Origin of the sequence: Photorhabdus sp. P32 (genome assembly GCF_038085095.1) — a bacterium.
GTDB lineage: Bacteria > Pseudomonadota > Gammaproteobacteria > Enterobacterales > Enterobacteriaceae > Photorhabdus > Photorhabdus luminescens.
This window is the reverse complement of sequence record NZ_JAZGJN010000097.1, coordinates 1-1,059: the sequence shown is the minus strand read 5'-3', so window position 1 is coordinate 1,059 and position 1,059 is coordinate 1. Positions and strand designations below refer to the sequence as shown.

Below are 1,059 nucleotides of genomic sequence, written 5' to 3'. Positions count from 1 at the left end.
TTGATAATAAATTTATTATCAACGATTGTTCTTTTATGAGAAAGCAGAGTAATAACAGAATTACTCCGTGTGTAATGAATTCTGCTTCATTTATTTCCAGTAAATTTCAATATAATTTAAATTTATTACCCAACTGTTTGGGTGAAACCAGTATAAACCTACAAAGAATTGATGGTTTAATCATGGTTGAATATAAGGGATTGGCTTATAAGATAAAAGATAAGACAAAAATCCTTGAGGTAGCCTTTAAATATATTGAATCCAAAAAACTGCACAGTAATGTTATATATACATTATTCCCTATGTTCTATGGAATGTATGTAGACAGATTATGCTTCAGCATACCGGAGCTTAATGGCATAGAACATCTTTTCGATGTTGAAGAAGTCAATTACCATTATAGAATAGGTGTTGAATTTGAAACGGGGAATGTAGCCAGTTCTTTTAGAGCAATTAACAAATTAAATAGCCTTTTCCATGAAGGCGAAATAGATGGTGGCTGTTTCATTACCAGTATTGATAAGAAAAATTCAGCTACTAGAATTTGGCCGGTGTCAAATCGAAATGGCTCTTTCCAAGAGCTAAGAAATAGATCTTATATTTCTCAAATATCTTTGCCGTTAGTTTGCATTGGTTTTGCTCCTGATGGTTTTTCGCAAACAGCACCATTTTTAGGTGCAAGCGGTGAACTTTATGAACTACAAGCTACCAATCAAAGAGATAAAGAAACCAATTTTGAAATATTCAGAAACTCTGAAGGGTTCGATTTTCTAAAGACTCCATTCAAATAATACTACTATAATCTAAGAGTCTATGCAGTGGATAGCATAGGCTCTTTAAACATCCTTAATTAACTAACCCTAATTCTGTTTAAGCCATCACTGGCAAATCGTCCTCTGAGTAGAAAACTTTCAGTGATGGTTTTTTTAATTTAAGGCAGTAAGCAATCACACCACCTAAAACGGTCAACAAAAATCCTGTTATACTTCGGTGGCGCGAGTGCTCTATTTGAGAAAGGGTTTTTAATTGCCCATTAATCGTTTCGATGATAAAACGCGG

Annotated in this window: 2 protein-coding genes; one reads left to right on the top strand and one right to left on the bottom strand. The window is 33.7% G+C overall.

Annotated features, from left to right (window positions below):
• On the top strand, positions 1-791 hold a 791-nt coding region (locus V2H77_RS00450; protein WP_341497230.1), incomplete at its 5' end, for a hypothetical protein.
• A 79-nt stretch (positions 792-870) separates the two neighbouring features.
• Here V2H77_RS00450 and V2H77_RS00445 read toward each other — a convergent pair.
• Positions 871-1,059, bottom strand: a 189-nt coding sequence (locus V2H77_RS00445; protein WP_341497229.1) for a transposase, incomplete at its 5' end; no start/stop codon positions are given.